We start from the raw sequence: 19,436 nt of genomic DNA, 5'->3' as shown, positions 1-19,436 counted from the left end.
TGTAAAAAACTTGTGCAAACAGTAACATTTTCAGCATTTTATCCTTTCGGATTGCTATACAATTTCGTAACTTTGCACACTCAATAATTAAAGAGCACACAATTCGTATAAATGAGACAACTCAAGATAACGCAATCCATTACCAACCGTGAAAGTCAGTCATTAGATAAATACCTACACGAAATTGGCAAAGTAGATTTAATAACAGCAGAAGAGGAAGTAATTTTAGCAAGGAAGATTCGTGAGGGCGATCAGGCTGCATTAGAGCGATTGACTAAGACCAACTTGCGTTTCGTTGTATCTGTTGCAAAACAATATCAAAATCAGGGCTTAACTTTAGGCGATTTAATCAATGAAGGTAACTTAGGTTTAATTAAAGCGGCAAAACGTTTTGATGAAACCAAAGGTTTCAAATTCATTTCTTATGCTGTTTGGTGGATCCGTCAATCTATTTTGCAGGCAATTGCCGAGCAAAGCCGTATTGTTCGTTTACCTTTAAACCAGGTAGGCTCGTTAAGCAAAATCAGTAAAGCTTTCTCTAAATTAGAGCAAGAATACGAACGTGAGCCTTCTCCTGAAGAACTTGCCGATATTTTAGAAACTACAGTGGATAAAATTTCGGACACACTTAGTAATTCAGGCCGACACGTATCTATGGATGCTCCTTTTGTTCAGGGTGAAGAAAATACATTATTAGATGTATTGGAAAACCACGAGCCAAATACAGATAGCTCATTGATTAATGAATCTTTATCAGAAGAAATTAAACGTTCTTTATCTACCTTAACCGAAAGAGAAAGAGAAATTATCGTTTTATTCTTCGGCTTAGGTTCCAACCATCCCCTTTCTCTGGAAGAAATTGGAGAGAAATTTAATTTAACCCGTGAACGCGTTCGTCAGATTAAAGATAAAGCGTTACAGCGTTTACGTCATACTTCAAGAAGTAAAATCTTAAAATCTTATTTAGGATAAGAGATTAAGTTCATTGAAACAAAAAAAGATCGGCTATTGGCCGATCTTTTTTTGTTTATTACGTTTTCTCCGCCACGATCGAAATGACGATTATACAGCACCAATCTTTTTGTTTACTCACAACTAAGTTTATCGTTATAATTTTATATCTTTAAGTCATGTCGATTGGTCTACTCAAAAAATCCTTAGCTATATACAAACCCATTTTTTTATGGAATGTGCTGGTCAGCTTGCTCACATCGGTATTTTTCATTTTAAATGGCTTTAAGGAACCAGGGATTTACTCTTTTGCCGTATTCATCAAATTTATCGGCTGGCTATTTTCTGTTGCTATATATTTCATGTTTTATCAATCTACTGGATACTTTTTCAAAAATCAGGGCATAGGCTTTAGAAAAATCATGACAAACCTAGTTTTGTATGATTTAATTATTTTCATCGGAATCTTAATCATTTCATCAATATGCAAAGACTTTTTATCGACAGTGTTAACCAAACTTTTGCAGATAGGGAAGTATTAAGCAGCGTTTACTTAAACTGCGAAGTTGGTGAAGTGGTTGGCTTATTAGGCAGAAATGGATCGGGTAAATCAACTATATTAAAGATCATTTTTGGAAGTGTAAAAGCGAACTTCAAATACCTTAAGATAAATAATAAAGTATATGAAAAAGGCTATCTGTCAAACAATCTATCTTATTTGCCTCAGGATAATTTTATCCCAAACCAGATTAGTATTTTTCAGGCCATTAATATCTTTTGCAAAAACCGACAAGCTGAATTACAGCAAATTGAAGTTATTGCCAATCATTTAAAGGCTAGATTTTACAATCTATCTGGTGGGGAACGCAGGTTTGTAGAATGTTTATTAATGATTTACAGCGATGCACAATACATACTTCTCGATGAGCCATTTTCGCAATTATCGCCACTGTGGATCGAAGAATTGAAAGACCATATCAATCGGATGAAAGCACTCAAAGGTTTTATCATTACCGATCATTACTACGAGTCTATTTTAGCTATTTCCGATCGTATTGTGCTCTTGCACAACAGATGCAATTACAACATCAACAGCGAAGAAGACCTGGTATTGCATGGTTACTTACCAGGATTTACAACATAAAGTCAGGCTGTCCCGAATCTTCGGGACCAGCATCTATCTTACCTTTCAATAACTCAGTTTAAAAGATCCTGAAATAAATTCAGGATGACGAATGCCATAACCCGATGCATCATGCTGAATTTATTTCACATCATTTCCAATTCGCTAAAAAGATTCCGAAACAAGTTCCGACGATTTCATCCTAAAACAACAAATGTTTAACCGTCAATCCGTTATTGATTAACTGTTTCAACGAATCAATACCGATTCTTAAGTGCGTTTCTACATATTTTTCGGTTACACTGCTATCACTTTCAGCAGTTTTAACACCTTCAGGAATCATCGGCTGATCGGAAACTAAAAGCAATGCGCCGGCTGGAATTTTGTTTGCAAAGGCCGTAGTAAAAATTGTAGCAGTTTCCATATCTACAGCCATTGCCCTTAAAGTTTTCAGGTATTTTTTAAACTCTTTGTCGTGCTCCCAAACCCTGCGGTTGGTAGTATAACAGGTTCCGGTCCAATAATCCCTACCATGATCGCGTATGGTTGTAGAAATCGCTTTCTGCAAGGCGAATGCTGGCAATGCAGGTACTTCTGCCGGCAGGTAATCATTTGATGTACCTTCTCCCCTGATTGCGGCAATAGGTAAAATTAAATCGCCTAATTGGTTTTTCTTCTTCAAACCACCACATTTACCTAAAAACAAAACTGCTTTAGGTTTAATGGCCGTCAATAAATCCATCATGGTTGCTGCCAAGGGGCTTCCCATACCAAAATTGATAATCGTAATGCCATTTGCGGTAACACTTTGCATAGGCTTATCTAAACCCATAATCGGTGCATTATCGTTCCATTCCGAAAACATGCTTACATACTTACTGAAATTGGTTAGCAGGATATAATCGCCAAATTGATCTAAGGGCCTACCGGTATAACGTGGCAACCAGTTTTTAACAATTTCATCTTTCGATTTTAACCCAGATTTAACAGGGCTTTCTACTTCTTTTATTTTTTTTGATTTCTCTACAATTTCCTCGTCTTTTTTTACGTCTTTTTCTTCGTTCATATTCTTTTAGTTTTGAGCATAGCGCGTGGCGCTTGGCGTTAACAAATATTATATTAAAAAAAAATCCCCCCGCTTTCGCGAGAGGATTGAATTTTTAGGCGGCCTGCAACTTTTTAAAGTCGGCCTTTTCAAATTTCTCTATCGCGTAATCGAGATTGATGTGCAGTTCCTTGACATCCGTCTGCGTTGGTGTATCAAACATCGCATCCAACATAATCGCTTCACAGATCGATCTTAAACCACGTGCCCCCAGTTTATATTCCATTGCTTTATCTACAATAAAATTTAAAACATCTTCATCAAAAACAAGCTTTACATCTTCATAAGCAAAAAGTTTCACATATTGCTTAATCAATGAATTTTTAGGTGCGGTTAAAATGTTTCTTAAAGATTCTTTATCCAATGGATTTAAGTGAGAAAGAACCGGTATACGACCAATTAATTCTGGAATTAATCCAAAAGATTTCAAATCCTGAGGTGTAATATACTTATAAAGATTTTTAAGATCTAAAACTGTCTCATCTTTCTTTACTTTATAACCCACCGCCTGCGTGCGTAAACGGTTGGCAATTTTACGTTCAATACCATCAAATGCCCCACCACAGATAAATAGAATGTTATTCGTGTTTACCGGGATCATCTTCTGATCCGGGTGCTTACGTCCGCCCTGAGGAGGAACGTTTACAACTGTACCTTCTAAAATTTTCAATAAAGCCTGCTGAACACCTTCTCCCGATACATCACGTGTAATGGATGGGTTATCACTTTTACGTGCTACCTTATCTACTTCATCAATGTAAACGATACCGCGTTCTGCAGCCGTTACATCATAATCAGCAGCCTGAAGCAAGCGCGTTAAAATACTTTCAACATCTTCACCTACATAACCTGCTTCTGTTAAAACAGTTGCATCGCAGATACAGAATGGCACATGCAAAATTTTCGCAATGGTTTTAGCCAAAAGTGTTTTACCAGTACCAGTTTCGCCCACCAACATGATATTCGATTTTTCAATCTCAATCTCGTCTTTATCAACTTTTTGATTTAAACGTTTATAGTGATTGTAAACGGCAACGGATAATACCTTTTTAGCATCGTCCTGGCCAATAACATACTGATCAAGATGTTGTTTAATTTCAAGAGGCTTTAATAAGTTTATCGCCTCCTGAATATTTTTTGTCCCTTTGGTCCCTAATTCTTGCGCGAGCAATTGATTGGCCTGGGTTACACATTTATCGCAGATAAACGCATCCATACCTTCAATCAACATTAATGTTTCATGCTTGCCAGAATGGCAGAATGAACAACGGGATTCTTTATTTTGTTTCGCCATCTTTTTTTGCGTTTCTCGATAACACCTCATCAACCATACCAAATCCTTTTGCCTCGTCAGCTGTCATCCAGTAATCGCGATCTGAAGCTTTCTCTACCCAATCATATGTTTGTCCAGAGTGCTCTGAAATAATATCGTATAATTCTTTTTTCAATTTCAACATCTCTCTCAAGTTAATCTCCATATCAGATGCCACACCCTGTGCGCCTCCTGATGGCTGGTGAATCATTACTCTTGAGTGAGGTAATGCAGCACGTTTTCCTTTTGCACCTGCTACCAATAAAACTGCACCCATTGATGCGGCCATACCTGTACAGATTGTAGCTACGTCTGGCTGTATATATTGCATGGTATCATAAATACCTAAACCTGCATAAACCGAGCCCCCTGGCGAGTTAATGTAGATCTGAATATCTCTATCGGCATCTGTTGATTGCAAAAACAACAACTGAGCCTGAATGATATTTGCATTCTGATCGTAAATCGCATCACCTAAAAAGATAATACGGTCCATCATTAACCTTGAAAAAACATCCATCTGCGCTACATTCAACTGACGTTCTTCAATGATATATGGGGTCATGCTCTTAGGGTTCAGATTAGCCTGAGCAATAAATTTATCTACGTGTAAACCGCCAATTCCCTGATGTTTAACGGCAAATTTTCTGAATTCTTGTGAATCTATGTTCATTATGTGAGTTTTTTAGCAGAGGGCATAGAGTTTTAAGCTCCTGTTCCCCATAGTTTCGTGAATAATAAAAAACCAAAATATAAATAATATTTCAATTATGTATTGCTTAGACAAAGAGTATACCATATCAAAATCTATGACAATATAGCACGCTCATGACTTCAAACTTTTAGAGAGGTTAGAAATCATCCTTGCTAAAATATCTAAATCTTCTAACAAATCTGCCAAATCCTTGTCAGAAACTAGTAATCTTAAATTTAACACTAAAAGAATATTAGCATTCTCAAAAACAGATCAGTGTGCAAAATTTAAGAATCTTCGAAAATCGGGTGTGGAATTAGATCCAAAAATCTTCTGCAATATTATTAGATACGCTAAGAGCAGCTCCTCGAAGCTGCTCTGCAAATCTAAACTTTTTTATTTCTTCTAATTTCTCAGAAATATCAATTAATTTATTACCTACAATTATAGCTCTCTGCCAAATTAGCAAGTCTTGAAATCTAAATTTACCATTAAGCAAAATCAGATTTTATAATCATGATATTAAAATCACCAGGCGTTCTGCCCTATGCTTTTTTATCCAGCGCAATAAATTTATCGTAATCAATATCTTTTTGCTCCAAAGTAACAACAGATTTGATTTGTTCGAAAGTTTTTAATGCTTTTACTTCTTCGAAAACACGGTTTGCATTTTCTTTTTCCTGTAAAAATTGAACTGCATATTGAGCCAATTGATCTTCAGGAAGTGGGCTTGGGCTATACATTCTAAACTGCGCATCTAACTTAGCCTTAGCTGCCTGAACTACATCCTCATATTTAATCTCGATACTGTTATCTTTAATGATTTTGTTTTCGATTAAAGTCCATTTAAGGTTTTTAGCGAAATCATCATAACCTTCTGCCAACTCCTCGTCGGTTAGTTTTTCGTTTGTAGCCTTTAACCAGCGACGTAAAAATTCATCAGGCAATTCGAAATTGTGTTTAGTTAAAAGTGCTTCATAAATATCGTTAGATAATTTACGTTCAGCATCTTGTTTAAACATACTCTCTACTTCTTCAGTAATTTTCGCCCTGAAACCAGCTTCGTCAGTTACCGTACCTTCACCAAATAATTTATCAAAAAACTCCTGGTTTAAATCTGACTCTTCTAAGCGGTTAACGTTTTTAACATGAAGTTTAAAGTTTGCCTTTAACTCAGCAGCTTCTTCTTCCGAAATATTTAAAGCTTTTGCAATTACAGCAGCATCTTCAAATGCTTTTTGGATATCGATGGTTACTTCGTCTTCTTTCTTTAAACCAATTAGCGATTTAAGGATTTTTTTATCTTTTATCTGATCTAAACGAACAGTTGCCGTACTGGTAATACCGCCTTCAACAGCAGTACCATCTGCAGCTACCTGAGTTAATTCAGTGTAAAGTACATCATCATCAGCCGAAACCTCAGGATTAGTCATTTTACCATAGCTACGACGGATATTTTTGATACGGCTTTCTAAAGTTTCCTTATCAGCTTTAATTACATACTCTGTAAATTTATCTTTAGATGAAAGATTTACATCAAAAGCAGGCGCTAAACCTAACTCATAATCAAACTCAAAATCATCTGTATTATCCCATTTAAATTCGCGTTCATCGTCCATTTTAGGAAGTGGTTGACCTAAAATTTCTAATTTTTGCTCCGCGATGTAGTTAGATAAAGTATCGTTCAACAGGTTGTTAACCTCTTCTACCAAGATACTTTTACCATACATTTTTTTAATGTGGGCAGCAGGAACCATTCCTTTACGGAAACCAGGTAATTGTGCTTTTTTAGCTTGATCTTTAATGGCTTTCTCTACTTTTCCAGTGTAATCAGCAGGTGCGATTTTGATTTTTACAACAGCATTTAAGTTGCCGGTTTTTTCCTGTGTAATATTCATTTTTATGAGATATAGTAAGATGTACAGTTAGACGGGAGAATTGAGATATGAGATTTGAGAAAAAATCATATATCGCCACAACCGACACAGCACATCAATTTTTATTAATCAATGTTTTTAAAAACAAAACCGTTCCGATTTTTAAATCGGAACGGCCTTTATCTTGTTGTGCGGAAGAAGGGACTCGAACCCCCACGCCGTGAAGCGCCAGATCCTAAGTCTGGTGCGGCTACCAATTACGCCACTTCCGCAGTTAGGATGTTGTAAGGACTGCAAAGATAGAAACAAGATTGGATAATCAAAAGGCATCGGTAATATTTTATTGATTATTTCGATCAAAAACTGCTAACTCTTTAATTTTTAAGGAGAAAAATTTTAATAACAGGGCTATTAGAAGTTTTTGTAACGATTTGTAGGGGCACACCACTAAGACTTGTAACTTAAAGCAGGATTAACGCAGTAATGAAACAGAGCCTTTGTTTTCAGCATAAATTATAAGCATTTATTTTTTTGGAAAGCAGGTCCGGTAGCGTTTGGGCTAATGCAGCCCTGCTCTCCGTTCTTTCCGATGAAAAAATCGGAACCACTGCGATCAGTTTTAGGTGGCAAGGATAGGTGAAAAATTAATGGTTAAAACACCAAACGTTCCTACGGATAGCTGAGCAGTAACACCAATTACAGAATTAATTACCTATGCCATAAAAAAACCGTTCTGATGTTAAATCGGAACGGTTGATCTTGTTGTGCGGAAGAAGGGACTCGAACCCCCACGCCGTGAAGCGCCAGATCCTAAGTCTGGTGCGGCTACCAATTACGCCACTTCCGCGGTTAGGATGTTTTAAGGATTGCAAAGATAGAAACTAAATTGAATAATCAAATCTTTGGGATACTTTATGAAGAAACAAATTTAGTTATAATGGTCTGTGGGATACAGACCAGGGAGAGGAGAAAAAATCGTCATTGCGAGATACGAAGATAACCGAACGAATGTGAGCTCATGAATGCCTTTAAAAACAACTGCAAAAATGAATAATCTTAATGCGTTCGCTACCAGCGAACGCATTAAGATTACTTCATCAAATGAAAAATTTGGCTTCGCAATTGACGACTTCTTGCGCCATGCCATCTCAACCTAAAACTTTACCAAAGTCACCTCAACCAACTCGGGTCCGCCTTCTAATGGATAGCCAGAAACCTTTTTCCCTTTTATGGTAACCTTCTTATCTAAATAGGTATCAAGATTTATGCTTGCACTTTTTAAGGCATAAGTTTTATTGTCGGCTTTTAATAAATGCGTACCGTACTGAAACGTAGTCATGCCTAATTTTTCAATTGTTCCACTTGCGGTAACGGTACCGGAGTTTCCTCCGTTTTTCATTGAACTGCAACCGGAAATTACGGCTACGAACATGGATAGTATTAATATTTTTCTCATCGAATTATGATTTTTTATTGTAATGGTATAATAACGGGACGTTTTAACCGTATGCTACAAATTATAAAAATTTGCTTTTAAAAGCTAATGATTTGCTTCTGAAACTCAAAAAAGTATTGAACGGCTTTAACCAATCTACTTCCATACCAGCTGAACATTTCTCCATCAACCAGCATAATTTTTGCTTCAGGAATAGCCGCTTGAATCTCTTCAATATGTTTTTCGCCAAAAGGATAAGGCTCTGACGACAGTAGGATCAGTTCGCAATTTAAAGTTTTCAGTTCCTCTAGTGTAACCAAAGGATAACGTTCTTGCGTTACCACATTCGTCATACCGTTGATCAGCAGAATATCATCAATAAAGGTATTTTTTCCAGCAACCATATAGGGTTTACGCCAGATGAGGTAGGCTACCTTTTTATCGATACGATGTTGAAGTGCAAGTGTCTTAAGATCGTTAAATCCTGTTGCAATAAGGTGATTAAGGTAACTAGCCTCTGGTTCGCGATCTACAAGCTCCCCTATCTGGCCAATAGTCTTTATGGCATCATCTAAAGTAAAAATGTCGCTCATCCAAACCGGAAAGTCTGCTGCAAGCTCTTCTATATCACTTTGCGTATTTTCTTCTTTGTTCCCAATAATCAGATCTGGTTTTAAATCTTTGATTAAATCGATGTTAAGTTTTTTTGTTCCACCAACCTTGGTTCTTTCTGCAAATTTTTCTATCGGATGGATACAAAATTTGGTCAATCCTATAATTTCCTTATCCAATCCTAAATCAAATAACAATTCTGTTTGCGAGGGCACAACAGAAATAATCCGTTTAGGTGGGAAATTGATAGAAATTTCCCTGCCCATTTGATCGATAAATGATTTTTGCATGTGGCAAATATAGGTGAAAGAAAAGATTAGTCTGTTTAAAGGAAGTCTTTTCAAGGTTTAATCTTCAGCAAGTTTTTAACTGATCAATCTACAATTAGCATTTTCTTATATTCTTTTGGGGTAACACCTTTTGCCAGCTTAAAAAATTTGTTAAAATTAGAAAGACTATTAAAGCCACATATATAAGCCATTTCGTTTATTTGATGATCACTTTCAGCAATTAATTTGCAGGCATGACCAATTCTTACTTCATTAACAAAGGTTACAAAAGTTTTCTGTGTCCGATTCTTAAAGTATCTGCAAAAAGCCTGCTTATTCATATTGGTCATCTCAGCAGCATCTACCAGCAATATCTCTTTATTAAAATTATCAAAAACATATTTCAAAATCTTGTCCATTCTATCATTATCTTTTAACTGGTAGTTATTGGTATAGCCCGGGCTGGCCAGTAAAACATAATCTTTGTTTTGACAAAGCAAGTTTAAAATTTCCAGCACCCCTATTAAACGGATAATTTCTTCTCTGGCCCGGGCAATTTTTAACAACAAAGGTTTTATCTCCTTTCTGGCCGAAAGGTTAAATTTCATTCCACGTTTAGCCAATTGGAAAAAGTTTTTAAGCTTTTGTATGTTCTCTGGCTCATGGAAAATATCCAGTATTTTTTCGGGGTGGATAAAAAGTGAAATTGAATGTGCATGGGTATTTGGTGTAGAATCGCTAAAATACTGTTGGCTATTGTGCCATACATGAGGCAAATTAGAGCCTACAAAAATCATATCTTCGTTATTAAAATCTTCAATACTATCACCGATCATGCGTCGCCCTTCACTCTCAACGTTATAGGTGAGCTGGCATTCTTCATGAAAATGAAATTCGGTAGAAAAGTAAGGTGCGTCTACAACCTTTATGCCGTAAACATCATTTATTTTCCCATCTAGTATTTTGGCAAAAATCGGTTTCATTTAATACAGATTATTTTCTTTACCATCAGTTTTGGCACTTATGACAGCTATTTGGTTATGAGAAAACTAATTTACCATTTAACACCTTAAATTATCAATTAAAATAAATAAATTTAATAAAGAAGCTAATATAACATCACTATCAGCAAATTATACTTCAGTTTATCTCTTTTTTCCTTAATAAATTAGCTATTACAAATACTAACCGAATTAACCAACATGCTTCATCATAAAATTATTGTACTAACAGGAGGTGCCGATGGCATTGGCTGGGAATGTGCAAAGGCGTATTCAAAAGCTGGTGCTATTGTTTGTATCCTGGATAAAAACCCAATAGCCAAAAACAAACTAAATGAACTCGAAACCGAACAAAAAATAGCCATAACTTGCAACTTGGTTAATGAAAATGAAGTTGAATCTGCTTTTAAAGCCATCATTCAAAAGTTTGGTAATATAGATGCCATCCATAATAATGCGGGGATTGCGCATCCTTCAAAAACGCTTGATCAAACCACAGATGCGGAGTGGGACCTGCTGATGAATGTTAACTTAAAGAGCATTTTATATACCACTCGTTATAGCATCGAGTATCTTAAAAAAACAAAGGGTTGTATTTTAAATACCAGCTCGATGGTAGGTACTATCGGGCAAGACAATCATGCAGCTTATGTAGCTACAAAGGGTGCAATTAATGCACTGACAAAGGCTATGGCTTTAGATTATGCACCATACCAAATACGTGTTAACGCGGTTTCGCCTGCAGCGATTAATACCCCAACCTTACAGTTATGGAGTAAAGAACAATCCAATAAAGAAGAAATACAGCATTACTTAGATAAACTTCAGCCTTTAGGCGGTATACCAGCTGGCGACGTAATTGCAGATGCCTGCTTATTCTTACTGAGCGATGCTGCCAGATTTATAACAGGAACCATTTTACCGGTAAGTGGCGGAGCAGAATTGGGGTACAGAACCATTATATAATCCAGATTACGAACATGATAAACAAAATAGAAATTAGTGACAAACGATTTGAACTATCAACCGGTGCAGGCAGCGATGCCATCCACAAAGACCCTCAATACTCCTATGCAGTTACCAATTTAACCGACGAGAATGGTATTACAGGAACGGGATTAGCCTTTACACTGGGGGCTGGCAACGATTTGGTTTGCAATGCAGCTCAGTTTTATGCCAATACGCTAAAGGGACAAGATATTGAAGAATTGATGAGCGATTTTGGGCAGACTTTTCGCACTTTATCAAACGAACAACAATTTAGATGGTTGGGTCCACACAAAGGTGTTGTGCATTTAGGCTTAGCTTCTGTAACCAATGCCTGTTACGATTTGTGGGCAAAAAAACGTGGTGTACCGCTTTGGAAACTCCTGATTGATTTAAGTCCTGAAGAAATTGTAAATACCCTCGATCTCTCCTACCTGGAAGATGTTCTCACTAAAGAAGACGCAATAGCCATGCTGCAAAGCCAAACTGATTCAAAAAAATCGAGAGAAGGTATTCTCGATATCGGTTATCCAGGTTATGACACTTCTGTAGGCTGGTTTAATTACGACGACGAAAAAGTACGCGAGAACTGCAAAAAAGCTATTGCCAATGGTTTTACCGCAATGAAACTTAAAGTCGGATCAACTGATCCTAAACGTGATATTAGAAGGGCAAACATTGTACGCGAAGTTGCTGGTGAAACCGCTAAAGTAATGTTAGATGCCAACCAACAATGGACACTACCGCAAGCTATTTCAATATGTAATGAGCTTAAAAATATGAATCCTTTTTGGGTTGAAGAACCTACACACCCTGATGATGTATTGGCGCACCAGACTTTGGCCAAAGAAATTGCGCCTGTTAAATTGGCTTTGGGAGAACATGTACCCAACCGCATTATTTTTAAAAACTATCTGCAAACTGGCTGTACGGGTTTTGCCCAGGTAGATGCCGTGCGTGTAGGTGGTGTTAGCGAGTTCATCACGATTAGTTTGTTATGTAAAAAATTTGGCGTACCCGTAGTACCACACGTTGGCGATATGGGACAGTTACATCAGCATCTGGTACTCTTCAACCACATTGCTATGGGACACGAAGCTTTGTTTTTAGAACACATCCCCCATTTAAAACAACACTTTAAAAACCCGATTAAAATTGAAAAGGGAGTTTACATCACCCCGCGAGAGATAGGAAGTAGCTGTGATTTAAAATAACCAAAATCTAACCAAATATGATCAGTACAACCGATATCGTAATTACCATTGCCTATATACTTTTTATTGTAACCATAGGCTTATGGAGCGGAACGCGAAAAAAGAAAAACGAAGAAACCACCAGTGGTGAATACTTTTTGGCAGGCAAAACTTTAAAATGGCCGATGATTGGCCTGGCATTATTTGCAACAAACATTTCGTGCCTCCATTTGGTAAGTTTGGCACAGAGCGGATTCGACAGCGGGCTTTTAAATGGCAATTTTGAATGGATGGCAGCATTTACCCTTATCCTTTTGGCCTTGTTATTTATTCCTTTCTATATCCGTTCTGGCATTTCTACTTTACCCGATTTTTTAGAACGAAGATATAACCGTGCCTGCAGAGATTGGCTGGCACTCATTTCCATTTTATCGGCCATCATCATCCATATTGCCTTTTCTTTTTTAGCGGGCGGCATCGTACTCGAAACCCTATTTGGTATCGACATGTACGTAAGCATAGTGGTAATCGCCTTACTAACCGGACTATATACCATTATTGGTGGCTTAAGGGCAGTAGTAGTTACTGAGACCATACAAAGTTTGGTGCTCATTACCGGAGCCATTATCATTACCTATTTTGCCTGGAATAAAGTTGGCGGATGGGATCATATGACAGCTATACTACAGAAAGAAAATGCGATGGATAAACTCAGTATGGTACGCCCGATTGGAGATAAGAGCGGAATGAGCTGGATAGCCGTATTTTTAGGCTATCCCGTTTTGGGTATCTGGTACTGGTGCGCCGATCAAACTATTGTGCAACGTGTTTTAGGTGCAAAAGACGAAAACCATGCCCGTGTAGGCTCGCTGTTTTGCGGTTTTATCAAAATTTTACCGGTATTTATTTTCGTGCTCCCTGGTTTGTTTTCCTATATCTTATATAAATCGGGCACCATGGATTTATCGAGTTTACAAACTGTTGGCGCCAATGGCGAAACCGTGTTGAACACCAAAGGCATTTATACTTTAATGATTACCCAGCTTTTGCCAAAAGGATTAGTTGGTATTTTGGTAGCCGCATTATTGTCTGGCTTAATGAGTCAAATTGCGGGTGCTTTAAATTCTATTGCCACATTAAGTAGTTATGATTTATACAAAAGATTTAAACCCAAAACCAGCGATAAAAAATTAGTTAGCGTAGGTCGCTGGTCGGCGGGTATCGCCTTAGCCGTTTCAATAGGCCTATTGCCATTACTAAATAGCTATGAAAGTCTTTTCAATGGCATTAACGATGTAATTGCACATATTGCTCCGCCCATTACTTGCGTATTTTTATTGGGTGTATTTTGGAAAAAAGCATCGGCAAAAGGGGCGCAATATACTTTGTTACTGGGGTCTATTATTGGCGCGGGTGTTTTTGCGATAAACAAAGTATATGGAGCAGAAACTTTAATTGGTAAAATCCCCTTCATGATGATGGCTTTTTACCTATTCTGCATCTGTGTGTTGATACAGGTTATATTTTCTTATATCTACCCTGTAAAACACACCGCTCAAAGCGAAACCTTGTATTGGACGTCTATTTGGGAACCGCTCAAAAGCAAAGGCTGGAGGGGCATAGGAAACTACAAATTTCTATCCATGCTCTTATTGGCTATAATGGGCGTGCTATATGTTTATTTTAAATAGCTGGCTAAATGATCAGGAAAAGCTATACCATAATAAGTAAAATCAGACATAGCAGTTAATAAATTAACATTTTAAAAAAAATTAATATATGATACAGATCAAATATCCCTTATCCTACAAAGTCATTAACCGTGTCACTTTAGTATGCGTTTTAGCCTTTACCATAGCTTTACAAGTAGTTGCGCAATCCAAAAACAGTAAACCATCGCCCATAAACGATTTTATGGATAAACGCTTCGGGATGTTCATTCACTGGGGGCCTGTAAGTTTACGGGGCACTGAAATTGGCTGGAGCCGTGGCGAGCAGGTTCCAACCGAAGATTATGACAATCTCTATAAAGAATTCAATCCGGTTCTATTTGATGCCGATGCCATTGTAAAAACAGCAAAAGATGCCGGAATGAAATACCTGACCATTACCGCTCGTCATCACGATGGATTCTGTTTATGGCCAACAGTTTATACCGATTTTAACATCACCAACACGCCATACAAGAAAGATATAGTTGGCGCATTAAATGAAGCTTGTAAAAAACAGGGGATTAAATTCTGTATTTATTATTCAGTATTAGACTGGCACCATCCAGATTATCCAATCCACTCGCCAAAAAAACAAACAATTGATCCCAAATCAGACATGAGCCGTTATGTGGTCTATATGAAAAACCAGCTAAAAGAACTCATTACCAAATATGATCCTTATATGCTCTGGTTTGATGGGCAATGGGAAAAACCCTGGACCGACGAAATGGGTAAAGATCTGTATGCCTATCTCAAAAATTTAAAACCAACTGTCATTATCAATAACCGATTGGGAAAAGAGTTTGCCGCAATGGAAAATAAAAACATTGATGCTTCTAAAATGATAGGCGATTACGACACGCCTGAACAAGTAGTAGGAAAATTAAATATGCAAACTCCCTGGGAAAGCTGTTTTACGATTTGCAACCAATGGGCCTGGAAACCAAATGATAAAATGAAACCGTTGAAACAATGCCTTGAAATTATATCGAAAACGGCAGGTGGCAATGGCAATCTTTTATTAAATGTCGGTCCTATGCCAGATGGCAGAATTGAGGCCCGCCAGATAGAGCGATTAAAAGAAATTGGCGATTGGTTAAAAACGAATGGTGAAGCCATTTATGGTACTTTGGGTGGCCCCTACCAGCCTAATGATGAATATGCCACTACCAGAAAAGGAAATAAAATCTATTTGCATGTATTAAATTCCAGTCTGACTAAGCTTAATTTAAAAAACATCCCAGGTTTAAAAGTTAAAAAAGCATACCTTTTAAATAACCAAACTGTTAACGTGTTGCAAAAGGATGATATTGCAGTGCAACTTCCTGCTAACCAAGCCAGCCAGTCAGATTATATTGTAGTGCTGGAATTAAACGGGAACACCGAAAATATTCCAATTATTTAAATAAACCGATATTTAAAAAAGGCAAATATGAAAATTTTAAAAGCAATGTATTTCCTGACATTAGCCTTGGCGCTAATGGTGTACGCCTGTAACCCTCCTGCAAAAAAAGAAAGCAAATCATCAAAAGCAGCAAACAAAGTGTTGCGTTATAGCAGCATTACGGGCCTAAAATCCGAAAAAATGGCTTATTACAAAAAGTTACATGCTGCAGCGTGGCATGGAGTATTAAAAAAAATAACCGAATGCAACATCCATAATTATTCCATTTATTTAAAAGAAATTGAGGGTAAACTATATCTTTTCAGCTATTTCGAGTATACCGGGACTGATTTTGCTGCCGATATGAAAAAGATGGCAGCTGACACCACTACACAACGTTGGTGGAAAGAAACTGCACCGATTCAAATCCCTTTACCCGATGCCGCCGCAAAAGGCGAAACCTGGAGCCCTATGGAAGAAGTTTTTCACCATGATTAGTAACGGTATACAAACTACATACATTCCACCAATTAAAACAATGAGTTAGTTAGATAAACACAGCCTTTAATATTTCAGGTGTGTTTATATCTCCAAACAAAAGCTTAACTTAATAAAATTGGTTTAACCTACCGCCACATCCTCCTTTACTACACCATCGGCAATGTGCAAAATCCTATTTCCGTATTGTGCATTTTTCTCAGAGTGTGTAACCTGGATAATGGTAATACCATCTTCCTGATTTAATTTTTTAAACAACGTCATAATTTCTTCTGCCTGTGCCGACTGCAAATTACCCGTTGGCTCATCAGCCAGAATTATAGATGGTTGAGCGGCCAATGCCCTTGCTATACCAACCAATTGTTGCTGCCCGCCTGAAAGTTGATTAGGGAATAAATCTTTTTTCGCAACAATATTAAAGCGGTCTAACAGGTCGGCAATTCTACTTGCCCGCTCGGAGCTACCTACTTTTTTGTACAGTAATGGGGCTTCAATATTTTCGTAAACTGTCATTTCATCAATTAAGTGGTAAGCCTGAAAAACAAAACCGATGTGATTTCGGTAAAGTTCAATGCGTTTACGCTCATTCAACGAAGTTACATCTTCGCCCAAAAATTCATACGAACCATAAGTTGGTTCTTCAAGCATGCCAATAATATTGAGCAAAGTAGATTTTCCTGCACCTGATGGCCCCATAATGGAAACAAATTCTCCCTGTTTAATTGTTGTGGTAACCAAACGCAACACGTAGTTTTTAATTCCTTTGTTTGCGTAGTATTTTTCGATGTTATTAAGTTGTATCATATTTTTAGGGTTTAGCGAAAAGTGGTTGGCGGAGATTATCGCTGAGTACCAAACACTGTACGCAGGTTTTATTCGTATTTTAAGGCCTCAACAGCATTTATTTTTGCAGCACGGTAGGTTTGCCAGGTAATTGTTAAAATGGAAATCAACAAAGTAAGTATCGCAGTTAATACAAACATCCATAAACTTAAAGATGTTCTTAATTCGAAATGTTGCAACCAACCGTGCATGATATAGTATGCAATTGGAAGAGATATTACAATTGCTATAAATATTAATTTTATAAAATTTAATGAGAGTAAGGTCATTAGTTCTGTAATTGAAGCACCCAGGATTTTACGAATACTTACTTCTTTTATTCTTTGTGAGGTACTAAAAGATGAAAGACCAAATAAACCCAAGCAGGACACAAAAATGGCTAAACAACCAAACAGATTGGCCAAAGTGCCTAAAATCTTCTCATTCTTTAATTTAATTTCATTTAAGCTATCAATAAATTTTATCTCGACAGGAAAATTTGGGTTTATTTCTTTTACCAGCTTATCAATTACACCAACACTCTCGTTTAAGCTTTTAACAGGATTTAACCGCATCGTAATTACATCGCTGATATCTGCATAGGCAATAACCATCGGTGCCGCCACCTTACTGGGATCTCCCCAAACTATATTTTCAAAAACCCCCACTACATTCCGCTGAGCACCTTGATATAAAATCCTGGCGCCAATTGGATTTTTTAAATGCATTACTTCAACAGCTTTTTTACTTAATAGTAAAGCAGCTGTATCCGATGCAAATTTTTGATTAAAATCTCTCCCAGCCAACAATTTAATATTTGTCGTTTTGATAAAATCATAAGTGGTGTAAATTTGATCGAAATCTACCATTTTGTCACTTTCTGTCATTCCATCCCAACCTAAACCTCTGATGCTGCTGTTTTTATTCGAAATACTGCCTGATGATTGTGTTACGCCAACCACAGCTCCGCTAGATAACAGCCTTGTTTTTAATAGATTGAATTTTTCATACAATAATCCTTCATGAGGTATTTCTAATAACCCGGTTGATCTGTAGCCTAGAGGTGTATTTTTAATAAACTGAATCTGTTTGTAAATGGTTATAGTTGCTGCAATTAACACGATCGAAAAGCTAAATTGAACAACTACCAAAACCTGTCTGAAGGTTAAACTGTATCCGCTCTTAAAATTTAAAGTTTTTTTGAGCGATTGTATAACGTTAAATCCGGAAAGATAAAATGAAGGATAGCTTCCTGATATAAAACCCGTTATAATCAGAACACCAAAAATCAGTAACCAATTAATTGGGTTTAAATAATCAAAAACAATTTCAATCCCCAATAACCGATTAAATATAGGTAGGCTAAATTCGAGGATAATAATGCTAAGCAGGATACTGATTAATGTTAAAACAAACGACTCTAACATAAACTGAAAAATCAGATCTGTTCTGGATGCACCCATTGTTTTTTTAACACCAATTTCTTTTGCCCTACCCTGTGTGCTGGCTGTTGCCAAATTCATAAAATTAATACAGGCAATAAGGAGGATACCTATGGATAAGCCAACAAATAGTTGCACCTGGGAAATATTGCCGCCAATACTTTTGCCATTTAAAAAGGTTCCGTACAAGTGCAATTTTGTTAACGGATAAATAAATACATCTTCTTTAGCTGCCGAAAAATGATTACCTATAAAACCCTTTAATTTTGCATTAAAGGCGGCAACATCGGTATGTTCATTTAGTTTTAATAAAGTATAATAATCGTGGCTTCCCCAATTTGGTTTTTTCGGCCATTGATTTAAATTTTCATATAAAGACCATGTTGTTAACGATTCGAAACCATAGGTAACATTGGTTGGAAGGTCTTTTATTACTGCGGTAACTTTTAAATCAACCTGGTTTTCAAAACGCACTTTTTGATTCAGTATATCAGTTTTACCAAATATCCTTTTTGCTGCCGTTTCGGTTAGTACAATAGAATTCGGATCGTTTAATGCTTTCGCTGGGTTTCCACTTATGAAATCATAGTTAAATAACCGCAAAAAATCAGCATCAACATACCTGCTATCTAGCTTTAAACTTTCTTCGCCGTTAGCAACCAACCTTTTATAAACAGCTGTAGCCCTGGCACCATACATCACATCAGGAAACTCCTCTTTAAGGGCGCCTAACATCACATTCTGCGATTGATCAATGGTTCTAATTACTTGGCCTTTCTGATCATTTAAATTGATCATGGCCTGATAAATATGAGGTGAGTTTTTAAACTGCTTATCGTAGCCCCATTCATAAGTAGCATATAACATTAATAACAAACAAGAGGTTAAGCCAATAGCCAAACCACCAATGTTTATAGCTGCATAAACTTTGTTTCTAAATAGATTACGCAGTGCGATTTTTAGGTTGAGTTTAAACATAAAGTGTAAGGTTTAGGGTGTAGGGTTTAAGGTCTGGGCGC

The 19,436-nt window shown here is 37.0% G+C and carries 17 protein-coding genes and 2 tRNA genes; 7 read left to right on the top strand and 12 right to left on the bottom strand.

Annotation, left to right across the window (positions count from 1 at the left end; translation table 11 throughout):
* The first annotated feature begins 111 nt into the window (after positions 1-111).
* Both ACN9MR_RS04715 and ACN9MR_RS04710 read left to right on the top strand, forming a co-directional pair.
* Entirely contained in the window at positions 112-972 is an 861-nt protein-coding gene (locus ACN9MR_RS04715; protein WP_010601359.1) for a sigma-70 family RNA polymerase sigma factor, read from the top strand.
* 463 nt (positions 973-1,435) lie between these two features.
* On the top strand, positions 1,436-2,095 hold the full coding sequence (locus ACN9MR_RS04710; protein WP_426328465.1) for an ATP-binding cassette domain-containing protein: 660 nt from the start codon (positions 1,436-1,438) through the stop codon (positions 2,093-2,095).
* Positions 2,096-2,276: 181 nt separating this feature from the next.
* Here the strand turns inward: ACN9MR_RS04710 and ACN9MR_RS04705 are convergent, their stop codons facing one another.
* The 10 genes from ACN9MR_RS04705 to ACN9MR_RS04660 all read right to left on the bottom strand — a co-directional run bounded on the left by ACN9MR_RS04705 (position 2,277) and on the right by ACN9MR_RS04660 (position 10,361).
* A complete protein-coding gene (locus ACN9MR_RS04705) occupies positions 2,277-3,140 on the bottom strand; it encodes an AMP nucleosidase (protein WP_426328464.1) in 864 nt (287 codons plus the stop codon).
* Positions 3,141-3,234: 94 nt separating this feature from the next.
* Entirely contained in the window at positions 3,235-4,473 is a 1,239-nt protein-coding gene (gene clpX / locus ACN9MR_RS04700) for an ATP-dependent Clp protease ATP-binding subunit ClpX (protein ID WP_057932890.1), read from the bottom strand.
* A complete protein-coding gene (gene clpP, locus ACN9MR_RS04695) occupies positions 4,457-5,164 on the bottom strand; it encodes an ATP-dependent Clp endopeptidase proteolytic subunit ClpP (RefSeq protein ID WP_057932889.1) in 708 nt (235 codons plus the stop codon). Before clpP ends, clpX begins: the two co-directional genes overlap by 17 nt.
* A gap of 337 nt (positions 5,165-5,501) precedes the next feature.
* Positions 5,502-5,684 carry a four helix bundle protein gene (locus tag ACN9MR_RS04690; RefSeq protein WP_426328463.1) on the bottom strand — a complete coding sequence of 61 codons (183 nt, stop codon included), beginning with the start codon at positions 5,682-5,684 and terminating at the stop codon, positions 5,502-5,504.
* 46 nt (positions 5,685-5,730) lie between these two features.
* The gene (gene tig / locus ACN9MR_RS04685) at positions 5,731-7,083 is read right to left on the bottom strand and encodes a trigger factor (protein WP_426328462.1); all 1,353 of its coding nucleotides are present in this window, start codon (positions 7,081-7,083) and stop codon (positions 5,731-5,733) included.
* A 169-nt stretch (positions 7,084-7,252) separates the two neighbouring features.
* Positions 7,253-7,334 (bottom strand) — tRNA-Leu (locus tag ACN9MR_RS04680).
* Positions 7,335-7,827: 493 nt separating this feature from the next.
* Positions 7,828-7,909 (bottom strand) — tRNA-Leu (locus ACN9MR_RS04675).
* 306 nt (positions 7,910-8,215) lie between these two features.
* Positions 8,216-8,518, bottom strand: a complete 303-nt coding sequence (locus tag ACN9MR_RS04670; protein WP_426328461.1) for a hypothetical protein — start codon at positions 8,516-8,518, stop codon at positions 8,216-8,218.
* A 77-nt stretch (positions 8,519-8,595) separates the two neighbouring features.
* Positions 8,596-9,399, bottom strand: coding sequence for a helical backbone metal receptor (locus ACN9MR_RS04665; protein ID WP_426328460.1), 804 nt, complete (start codon positions 9,397-9,399; stop codon positions 8,596-8,598).
* A gap of 83 nt (positions 9,400-9,482) precedes the next feature.
* On the bottom strand, positions 9,483-10,361 hold the full coding sequence (locus tag ACN9MR_RS04660; protein ID WP_426328459.1) for a helix-turn-helix domain-containing protein: 879 nt from the start codon (positions 10,359-10,361) through the stop codon (positions 9,483-9,485).
* Positions 10,362-10,580: 219 nt separating this feature from the next.
* Here ACN9MR_RS04660 and ACN9MR_RS04655 point away from each other — a divergent pair, with 219 nt between their 5' ends.
* The 5 genes from ACN9MR_RS04655 (at position 10,581) to ACN9MR_RS04635 (ending at position 16,153) form a co-directional block, all read left to right on the top strand.
* Positions 10,581-11,345 (top strand): SDR family NAD(P)-dependent oxidoreductase, encoded by a 765-nt coding sequence (locus tag ACN9MR_RS04655; protein WP_426328458.1) that lies wholly within the window; start codon positions 10,581-10,583, stop codon positions 11,343-11,345.
* Positions 11,346-11,359: 14 nt separating this feature from the next.
* Positions 11,360-12,580, top strand: a complete 1,221-nt coding sequence (locus ACN9MR_RS04650) for an enolase C-terminal domain-like protein (RefSeq protein WP_426328457.1) — start codon at positions 11,360-11,362, stop codon at positions 12,578-12,580.
* Positions 12,581-12,597: 17 nt separating this feature from the next.
* Positions 12,598-14,250 carry a sodium:solute symporter gene (locus ACN9MR_RS04645; RefSeq protein ID WP_426328456.1) on the top strand — a complete coding sequence of 551 codons (1,653 nt, stop codon included), beginning with the start codon at positions 12,598-12,600 and terminating at the stop codon, positions 14,248-14,250.
* 88 nt (positions 14,251-14,338) lie between these two features.
* Complete coding sequence (locus tag ACN9MR_RS04640) at positions 14,339-15,676, top strand: alpha-L-fucosidase (RefSeq protein ID WP_426328455.1); 1,338 nt, start codon at positions 14,339-14,341, stop codon at positions 15,674-15,676.
* Between the two features lie 27 nt (positions 15,677-15,703).
* Positions 15,704-16,153 carry an L-rhamnose mutarotase gene (locus ACN9MR_RS04635; RefSeq protein WP_426328454.1) on the top strand — a complete coding sequence of 150 codons (450 nt, stop codon included), beginning with the start codon at positions 15,704-15,706 and terminating at the stop codon, positions 16,151-16,153.
* Between the two features lie 123 nt (positions 16,154-16,276).
* On the opposite strand, the gene ACN9MR_RS04630 is transcribed toward ACN9MR_RS04635, so the two are convergent.
* The gene (locus ACN9MR_RS04630; RefSeq protein WP_215128636.1) at positions 16,277-16,957 is read right to left on the bottom strand and encodes an ABC transporter ATP-binding protein; all 681 of its coding nucleotides are present in this window, start codon (positions 16,955-16,957) and stop codon (positions 16,277-16,279) included.
* 68 nt (positions 16,958-17,025) lie between these two features.
* On the bottom strand, positions 17,026-19,395 hold the full coding sequence (locus tag ACN9MR_RS04625; protein WP_426328453.1) for an ABC transporter permease: 2,370 nt from the start codon (positions 19,393-19,395) through the stop codon (positions 17,026-17,028).
* Positions 19,396-19,436 lie beyond the last annotated feature (41 nt).

The sequence above is a fragment of the Pedobacter sp. R-06 genome, assembly GCF_049913135.1.
GTDB lineage: Bacteria > Bacteroidota > Bacteroidia > Sphingobacteriales > Sphingobacteriaceae > Pedobacter.
Note: the sequence above shows the minus strand (reverse complement) of the source record. Positions and strands in the feature narration are given on the sequence as shown.